The 8,692-nt window shown below is 69.7% G+C and carries 10 protein-coding genes; all 10 read right to left on the bottom strand.

Features of this window, described 5'->3' with window-relative positions; all coding sequences use genetic code 11:
* Window positions 1-30: 30 nt before the first annotated feature.
* The gene (locus AB0I66_RS21665; RefSeq protein ID WP_363209542.1) at window positions 31-405 is read right to left on the bottom strand and encodes a hypothetical protein; all 375 of its coding nucleotides are present in this window, start codon (window positions 403-405) and stop codon (window positions 31-33) included.
* A 2-nt stretch (window positions 406-407) separates the two neighbouring features.
* Window positions 408-1,469, bottom strand: a complete 1,062-nt coding sequence (locus AB0I66_RS21660; RefSeq protein WP_363209541.1) for a hypothetical protein — start codon at window positions 1,467-1,469, stop codon at window positions 408-410.
* Window positions 1,466-2,542 (bottom strand): hypothetical protein, encoded by a 1,077-nt coding sequence (locus AB0I66_RS21655; protein WP_363209540.1) that lies wholly within the window; start codon window positions 2,540-2,542, stop codon window positions 1,466-1,468. The genes AB0I66_RS21660 and AB0I66_RS21655 overlap by 4 nt, the downstream gene beginning before the upstream one ends.
* Before the next feature lie 42 nt (window positions 2,543-2,584).
* Window positions 2,585-2,950 carry a hypothetical protein gene (locus tag AB0I66_RS21650; RefSeq protein ID WP_363209539.1) on the bottom strand — a complete coding sequence of 122 codons (366 nt, stop codon included), beginning with the start codon at window positions 2,948-2,950 and terminating at the stop codon, window positions 2,585-2,587.
* Between the two features lie 3 nt (window positions 2,951-2,953).
* Window positions 2,954-3,490, bottom strand: a complete 537-nt coding sequence (locus AB0I66_RS21645) for a hypothetical protein (RefSeq protein ID WP_363209538.1) — start codon at window positions 3,488-3,490, stop codon at window positions 2,954-2,956.
* Between the two features lies 1 nt (window position 3,491).
* On the bottom strand, window positions 3,492-3,962 hold the full coding sequence (locus AB0I66_RS21640) for a hypothetical protein (protein ID WP_363209537.1): 471 nt from the start codon (window positions 3,960-3,962) through the stop codon (window positions 3,492-3,494).
* A 2-nt stretch (window positions 3,963-3,964) separates the two neighbouring features.
* A complete protein-coding gene (locus AB0I66_RS21635) occupies window positions 3,965-4,402 on the bottom strand; it encodes a hypothetical protein (protein ID WP_363209536.1) in 438 nt (145 codons plus the stop codon).
* A gap of 92 nt (window positions 4,403-4,494) precedes the next feature.
* Window positions 4,495-5,877, bottom strand: coding sequence for a phage major capsid protein (locus AB0I66_RS21630; protein ID WP_363209535.1), 1,383 nt, complete (start codon window positions 5,875-5,877; stop codon window positions 4,495-4,497).
* 11 nt (window positions 5,878-5,888) lie between these two features.
* On the bottom strand, window positions 5,889-6,923 hold the full coding sequence (locus tag AB0I66_RS21625; protein ID WP_363209534.1) for a head maturation protease, ClpP-related: 1,035 nt from the start codon (window positions 6,921-6,923) through the stop codon (window positions 5,889-5,891).
* Complete coding sequence (locus AB0I66_RS21620) at window positions 6,920-8,608, bottom strand: phage portal protein (protein ID WP_363209533.1); 1,689 nt, start codon at window positions 8,606-8,608, stop codon at window positions 6,920-6,922. The genes AB0I66_RS21625 and AB0I66_RS21620 overlap by 4 nt, the downstream gene beginning before the upstream one ends.
* Window positions 8,609-8,692: the final 84 nt, after the last annotated feature.

Raw genomic sequence — 8,692 nt, 5'->3', positions numbered from 1 at the left:
GGTAGGTAAGGAGATCGAGGGGCACGGCGATCACATCCGTCCCGTGTAGCGGCGCAGCAGCCGTTCGCCGATGCCGACCTTGCGGGCGTTGAGCCGGTCGCGAGTGACGAGCCAGTGGTCGTAGCCCTTGAACTTCGTCGCCGGATAGTTGCGGGAGCCGACACCGGCCAGCCACGGCCCGTAGACCATCCGAGAGTCAGTGATCTTGTTGCCGCCCTCGACCGTGATCCGCGTTGCATAGACCGGGGTCTGCGTCTTCAGGACCCGGTCGAGCTCGGCAAGGAGGATCGTGCGTCCCTCCTCGGCGAGCCGACGCTCCAGCCGGTCGACGTACTCACTCGCGACACGTCGCGCCCGCCCGTCGAACATGGGGCCGCTGCGGCTGGTGGACACATCGAGGCGCATGATCACACCGCCCTGGTGCGGGCCTTGCGGCCATATGCGGTGTACACGCGGGCGCGCAGATCGGCGAGTCCCTTGCCGGACGCTTCGCGCTCCGACTCCCCGGACCCGGCAGTCCGCGCGTAGGCCGAGCGGCCCTGCATGAGGTCGACGAGGGCCTCGGCGAGGCACAGCTGCCGAACGCTGCCGGGTGCATCCCAGCGGGCCACCGGGGCGCCGCTGCCGTGGGCGGCCGCACTGGTGCCCAGTGCGCCGCGCTGCACGGTCAGGGTGCGCGGCGCCCAGATGGCGGCGCCGGTGGTGTGCGGGGCAATCGGGGAGCCGTCCCACGCGCGGCGCACCAGGAGCGTGTTCCCGGCGATCTCCTCGACGAGCATCCGCTCCCCGTCGATGAGGATCATCTCCCCGGCGGCGAACGCGGCACCGCTCCCCACGGGCACGACGATGTTGTTGTTCTGGTTCGTGAGGTCCCCGGCCAGCGTCTGCCCGGTGTCGAGGAGAGACCGGCCGGTGACGATGACCCGCTCCCCGTCGATACGCAGCAGCGAGCCCACACCGACCGCGGCCGAGGTGGCAGCGTCCACATCGACCCCGGACTCCGAGGAGTCGAGCGCCTCGACCGTGGCACCGGCAGGCGTCTCGTCGTCGCGATAGCCGTACAGGCCGAAAATGCTGACGTCCCGCTGAGTGGTGGGCCCGCCCCCGAACGCGGCAGAGGATCCGATGTTCAATTCCAGGTGCGTGAAGGGCGGCTCGTCTCGCCCGTCGGAGCGGCGCAGGAAGTAGTCGGCCGGGTCGAGGACGCTGCCGCCGCTGGTGAGGGTGGTCACGGAGATGAGGTCATTGCCGTCCAGCCACAGCCGCCAGGCCGGTGCGCTCTGCCTCGAAGGCCAATCCCACGTACGGGTGGCCAGCGTCGGATAGAACACACGGTGCGTCAGCCCGAACAAGGACTCCGTCGCATCCGCCAGCGCGCGATCGATCCGCGCGTTCGAGCGGGCCGTCTCCTTCACATCGAGCTCAGCCTTGACCTCTTCGCGGGTCGCGTACCAGGGCTGCACGGTCACCGCCCCCCGTTCACGGAGACGTGACCAGTCCGGCGGCCGCCCACGCCCCACGTCGAGCCGTCGAACGAGCAGTACAGCTGCCCGCCCGGCCCGCTACGCAGCGGTTCCCCACAGTCGGGGCAGGCCGCAGGTGTGCGCTCGCGGTCCTCGCGGGCCAACTGCGCACCCTCGTGCAGGATGTCGAGCAGCCCGTACAAGCCGCTGCGCTCCGCGCCGCCCGGGTTGTCCGCCTGCTGCGTGCCCAACACGGTTGCCCTACCGATGAGCCCGCCGTACGAAGCGCCAGCGAACCCAGTGACCAGGGACGGTGAGACCGCCGAACCGGCGAGCCCGCCGAACGTGGCAGCTGCGGAGCCTGCGACGGTCCGCACGCCGGCCGCGTTCCCGGCCAGCGGGCCGCCCGCGAGCGCGGCGGTGCCTACGACCTTGCGTGTGCCGTTCGCCGCTCCGGTGAGGCCGCCGTGCGAGCTGGCCGCGCTTCCGGACACTTTCCGTACACCCGATGCCGCGCCCGCGAGGCCGCCGAACACGCCGTCGGCGGTGCCGGTCCCCGCCGCGGTGATGTCCCCGGCAGAGAAACTGTCGTAGCGGATCGAGGACACCGCGTCCGAGCGGACGCCCACGGTCGTTCCGGTCGGGACGGCGGTGTCGGTGACCGATACGCGCTCGACGCCGTTGACGAATGCTTTGATCGTCGATCCGACGGCCTGCACCCCGGCGACGTCGCCGGGTGAGGCAGCGGCCGCGTAGGAGCCGATGAAGCTGAACTCCTCGCCGACGACGGAGAAGAGGTTCCAGCTGCTGCCGTTGTTGCGCCACAGGTAGCCGCTGGTGAGGTCGAGGTTCCCGCGGCACCACACGCCCTGGCTCGCCGACGCGGTGGCAGCGATGGTGACCTGAGCAAAGTGATCGCTACTCGCCATTGCGCCGGCAGCGCGCAGGAGGATCGTCCCGCCGGTCGACCCCGGGCTGAGCTGGGTGGAGATGATCGACCAGTCGCCTGACACCTCAACCCATCCCGCCCCCAGGCTGCTGGAGTCGCCTCGGTTGAAATCGTCACTGAAGCTCGCCACGGTCGATCACCTCCTTCCGCTGCTGGACTGCTCGATGGGTGGTCAGGACGCGACCGGGACCGTGAGGACGAAGCTCCCGGCCGGAATGGTGAAGCTGTCGCTCGTGGTGACCGCGTTCGCGGTGACCGTGCCGGAGCCGCCGAAAGCCCCGCCGGACGACGCGGACCACTGGGACCAGTGCGTGTAGTCCTCCGTGCCCGCGACGTTCGTCCACGCCGCGTCCGCGCTCGACGCCTTCGAGGCGCCAGACGCCGACGCGAACGCGGGGTTCTTGCGGGTCGTCTCGGCCGCCGCGTTGGCCGTGCCGTTCGCGCCGGGCGCGCCCGTGTGCAGCTTGAACCACGGGTACGCGATGACCTGCGCGTCGAGAACCGCGTTCGCCGCGGCGGTCGAGAAACCTTCGGCCATGACTTACTCCGCGGTGCTCTGGCGCCGACCGCGGGTGCGCCGCTGCTCGGCAGGTGCAGGGGTCTGGTCGTCTGTCGTCGGCTCGCTGGCCTGTTCCTCGGTGCTGGACTCCGCCGTCTCCTCGCTGGCCTGCTCCTCGGGAGCGGGCCCGGCGGTCGCGGGGTCCAGTTCGACCCGGTGCTCGCTCACGACAGCGACCTCCGTGTCCGCGATGGACGGCCCGCCCTGCGTGCTGATCTTCGGCATGGTCTCCTCCTCCGGTTCAGGTGCCGGCGGCCACGGGGTGACCGTCGGCATGTCGAGGCCGCATCCGGTGCACACCAGGCGCGGCCGCTCCAGTACTCCCGGTGCGGCGGTGCGCAGGTGCACCCGCCGCTCACGCCCCTCGTACGTGCAAGCGGTGTTGCCGCAGGCGACGGTCACCGACGGCAGCACAGCGCCGCCCGGCTTCTCCGCACGCTCTGTGCTCCCGCACTGCGGGCACTTCTCGGCACCCACCGTGTACGTGGTCGTGCAGTCCGCGCACGTCTGTCCGGCCATGTCAGGCCGCCGCCACGGACGCGCCGCCGTCCAGCGGGATGTAGGTGAGTTCCCACTTCACGGACCCGGTGTTCGACGCGGCGCAGTCCAGCAGGATCGAGCCCGGCTTCAGCACGATGGGCTGCGCCGGGACCTTGTTGGACGGCAGGAAGTTGAGGGCGTCCTGCATGGCCGTTCCCGGTGTACCCGTGACCGAGTACAGAGTGCCGACCGCGTCCGCCGTGATGTCGAGGACGGCGCACAGATCCTGCGTCGCCCCGGCATCGGCCGGGTCGAACGTCAGCTTGGTGTTGTCGGCCTGCGTCTGGATGACCGTGGTCACCTCGCCGATCAGGCTGGTGACAAGCACCTTCCCGCCGGTCACCGTGAACAGTGCGCCCGCGGTGCTCTGGGGGAGCGTCGCGGTGGCGCGCTGCACCTTCACGCCGCACAGCAGCGCACGGAGCTGATCGCCCTGGATGAGAGTCGACATGATCAGACCCCCATCGCGGGCAGGTTCTGCGGGGCCCGCTGCGTCATCAGGTCCCGCTGCACGGCGCGGACGGTGCCCGCGCCGGTCGAGGTGACCTTCACGTACTTGAAGCCGTCCGACAGCGACGTGCCCTCGATCTCGAACACCGCCGCCTGCTGCGTTGCCGCCGCCGCCGTGACGACCGTTGCGGCAGCCGCCTGTGTGCGGCGCGTCCAGGCGTCCACGCCAGTGCCTGTGTTCGTGTGGTACTCGGTGACGACCGCGAGGTTCTGCGCGCCCGTGCCCGCAGCGTCGCGGGCCTCCTGCAGCGTGTACGTGTCCCCGGCAGCACCGCCGAGGTAGCACTCGAAGAGAATCCCGGACGCCTCACGCATGTTGATCCACACGCCGTCCGCGGCGGGCGTGCTGTTGACCAGCCTGCCCAGTGCCTTCTGACCCATGGGGGCCTCCTGTCTGTGTGTCCTGTCGGGGCGACACTGCCGACCCGGTGGGAGCCGCCGCCGGGGCGTAACTGCCAGCGGCGGCCGGGGTGTTACGCGCGGTCTGCGATCTCGACGAACGGGGACAGAGCGGGGCCGCCGTTGGCAGGGGTGACCGGGTTCTTCAGCCACGGGCGGCCGTCGACGCGCTGGATGATCCGGTACGCGGTCTGGTCGTTGCCGAACTTGTACTCGGTGCTGGAGTCGGCGCTCATCTGCTGACGGTCACCGATGAGGTAGTACGAGAGGTCGACGAAGCTCAGGTCGGAGCGGTCGCCGAGGCGGCCCGCCTTCTCCGACACGACGAGCGGGCGCCCGAAGATCGTCATCGGGGCGGGCCCGGCGACGTTGGTGAGCATGACCGGGCCGCCGCCGGTGCCCACCGACAGGGCCATCGTGTACAGCTCGGGGATCGCCTCCGGGGAGCACACCCAGATGCCGCGCGCGAGCGACGACGGCAGCATGCGCGAGTACATCTTGATGACGTTCTCGACGACGATCGTGTCCGCGCCCTGCCCGGACTCCTTCGCGACGGCGACGCCGGCGGTGTTGCTGGAGCCGAGGAACCCGGAGGGCTCACCGACACCGGACCCAGCCATGAACGCCAGATCCTCGAAAAAGGCGAGCGCCTGCGGCCACAGGGTCTCGATGAGCGCGGCGAACGAGATGAGGGAGTCCTGCAGCAGCTCGTTGGGAACGAGCGCGAACCCGGTCAACTTCTTCGCGTCGAGGACGGCCCGGCCGAACTTCGGGTTCGACTCGATGAGGGCCGCGCCTTCCTCACCCCAGAAACCGATCATGCCGCCGAAGACAGAGCCGACGTTGGTCGTCGAGTCGATCATCGGAAACTGAACGCGGGCCGTCTCCATCGGAACGACCGTGGCCCGGGGGCGGACAACCGCCATCTCCAGGGCGAGCTGCAGCAGCTGGCTACGCAGCACCTCCGGGACGAGGAACCCGCCCTCGGCCGGGACGACGCTGCTGTACGCGTTGCGGATCTCCTCCATCTTCGCGCGCTGGCCCGCGTCGGGGTTGCGGTGCCAGGCGTGGCGGAAGAAGTCCGCGGCGTTCTCGAACTTGCCGTCCAACGCTGCGCCGACGGCCTTCGCGTTGTAGGCGGTGGCCTGCCGGTGAGACGTCATCATCGTCGCCGGGCGGGTCTGCGGGTCCAGGTTGAGGCGCTTGATGGAGTTCCTGATGGACCCCTTGTCGGCGTCCGGGTCGTTGTCACGCAGCAGGGCCGCGAGCTGCTTCTGCGTCTCGGTCTCGATCTGCCGCTGGAGCTCGGTGCCGTCGCCCTGCTGCCGGTTGGCGTACTCGTCGATGAAGTCCGCGAGCGCCTTCGGGGTCTCCATGATCTGCTTGGCGCGCGCCGGGTCGGCGAGCATCTCCGCGAGTTCGTCGCTGTTGCGCGGCGCGGTCAGAGTGGGTGCCACTGGTGCCTCCTTCAGGCTGTCGCCGCGCGGGGCGACGCTGGTTCGGTCAGATGGGATGTGAGCTCGGCCCACGGATCGGGGGCGGTCTGGCTGAAGCGAGCGACGGCAGCCGCCCACTCGTCCACGGGCTCCGGCTCGGCCGGAGGTTCGTCGTCGACAGGCGCGGGTTCCTCGGCGGGAGCGGGCTCCGGCTCCGGCTCCTGCTCGGGCTCGGCCTGCTCTTCCGGCTCGATCGGGCCAGGCTCACCCGCGGCGGCACGCAGCTGCGCCGCGACCTCTTCGCCGACCAGCGAGCGAATGTCCTCGCTCAGGCCAGCAACCGGCTGCTGCGGGCCCTGGTAGCCGTACGCGGCGAGGTCGAACGCCCGGTGCATCTCGGGCTCCGGCTCGTCTTCCTCGGGCTCGGCTGACGGCTCGCCCGTCTTGGGTGCCTTGGTCGCCTCGTCGGCGAGACCGTTGTCGACGGCGTCCTCGGGCAGGTACCAGGTCTCCGCACGCATCCGCTCGCGCCACTGCTCCCGGGTGCCGCCCGCGCGGGCCGCGTAGGCGTCGGCGATGTTGTCGCTGAGCAGGTCGAGGAGCTCCTCCATCTCGGCCATGTCGGCGGCGTTGCCGAAGCAGAGCCCGGCCGCGTCGTGAATCATGATCATCGAGTTGGGAGCCATCTCGATGCGGTCCCCGGCCATCGCGATCACGGAGGCGATGGACGCGGCCACACTGTCGACCTGGATGGTGACGTTCGCGGGGTGGGCGCGCAGCGCGTTGGCGATGGCGATGCCCTCGAAGACGCTGCCACCAGGGGAGTTGATCCGCACGCGCATGCGGGGCGCGGTGATGCCGCGCAGCTCCGCGACCAGATCGTCAGCAGTGCAGCCGAACCAGCCGCCGATCTCGTCGTAGAGCATCACCTCGGCCTCGTCGGGGTCGGCCGCGTTGGTGATGCGGTACCAGGACTGCGCCTCGATGCCGTGCTGCTCGCGTTGCTTCGTGGCCCGCTCGCGCTGGCTGGCCGCGACGGAGGCGAGCTTCGGGGGAAGGGTGATCATTCGTCGTCCCTCGTCTTCTTCCGCTTCACGACCTTGCAGCGGCACTCGTTGCCGTGCTCCGCACCCACGCACTTCACGTAGCCGGACCCGCCGGGGTAGTCCTTGTAGGCCGCAGCTCGATTCCGGTAGAGCGTGCCGTCGTTGTCCGCACACGGCTCGCAGGTGTTGTCGTCGATGTGCGCGACGGCCTCCCACCGCATCGCCGCCTCGATGTCGCCACCGGTGAGGCCAGCAACCGCGTCGGCCCACGCATCAGCGGGCTCGTCCTCGACCGGCTCGGGCTCAGGGGGCGTGTGCTGTTGCGGGAAGACAGGCGCGGGCTTCGTAGGGGCAGGGACACCCAACGGCAGGTTGGCGCCCGCTCGGTTGAGGATCTCCCGCGCCTCGTCCCACGTGATGCATACATCGACGCCCAGATAGATCGACTGGATCATGTCGCCGAGCTCACGCGGGCTGATCGTGCCATCGCCGCCGACCGCAGGCGACGCCTCCATCTCCGGCAGACCGACCGCGGACAAGATCCCCTCAGGCGCCCACATGCCAGTCTCAGCAAGGGCCTTCGCCGCGTTCGCGCGGGCAGTCAGCTGCGCCGACTCGGTCTCGGTGTCCGGCGGAACCGGGTTCTCGTAGTCGAACTCCAGGCCCTGTGTGCTGGTCCCGTACATGGGCAGCAGCTCGTGATTGAGGGCGGCCTTGATGCGCTCCAGGCGCGGGACGGTCAACTGCTCCGCGAACCACGCCTTCGAGGCCACAGCCGTAGCGCGGTTCACGTCCTCGACATCACCGATGGCGAACTTGGGGATGCCGTACGCCTCACGGATCGACTCCCGTGTCGCGCCGCGCAGCTCGACGAACTGCATGTCCCGCTGCGACAGCTTCCGGTCGACCCACTTGCCGTGCTCCAGGATCGCGACCCGGTGCGCGTTCGCCACGCCCCGGTGCTGCTCGTTCCACCGCTCACGCAACTGGTCGAACTCGTCATCCCCCAGCACGCTAGGCACCTCGATGATCCCGCCAGGCTCTGCCGAGTTCATGAAGAAGCTGCGGGACCACTCGGCCGCGTACCGCGAAGTGTCCAGGTCAGGGAGGATCGACAGCACCGGCGACAGACCGCGGTACGGGTCCATGGGGTTCGGCCGGCGCAGCTGGATGACCTCGTCGAGTTCCAGGGGGATCCGCTCACCGTCCGGCGAGATGTAGACGTACCCGGCGAGGAACTTCTCCTGTGAGGGGACCGGCATCATCCGGTCCGGGCGCACGGGCCACATTTCGAGGGGGAGGTTGAAGCCCTTGGCGCGGGCGATGACCCACCAGGTTTCGCCTGTGAGGTCGTAGTGCTGGGTGGAGGACTCGACGAACTCCTGCCGCGGCATGAAGCTGTTGGGCTTGTTCCACAGGTCGAGGGCGGCGTGTGAGGTGACCTCGACGCGGTCTTCCTTCTTGCCGGACTTGGCCTTGCGCCACAGCTTCCACTCGACGAGGGCGGTGGCGTTGCTGGTGCGGTCGACGATCGCGAAGAGGGTTCCCGTCTCGGTCATGGCCTGCATCTGCGCTTCGGCGTCGCGGCGTTGGCCGTAGGCGCCGTAGGTCGCGGAGCGGCTGACGAAGGGGACGGGGAGGTCTGCGGTGCGGGTGCGGAGGGTTCCGGCTGCGTTGGCGAGGGCGCCGAAGAGGGTTTTCCCCACCGGTCACCCCCTTCTCGTCAGTCTCTGTCGAGCACCCACTGGAGTACGCAGGTGAGGACTCCCCCGGACACGAGACCCACCCCG

The organism is Streptomyces sp. NPDC050439, assembly GCF_040655335.1.
In the GTDB taxonomy this organism is placed as follows: domain Bacteria; phylum Actinomycetota; class Actinomycetes; order Streptomycetales; family Streptomycetaceae; genus Streptomyces.
The sequence above is the reverse complement of the archived record's forward strand: the minus strand, read 5'-3'. Positions and strand labels throughout refer to the sequence as shown.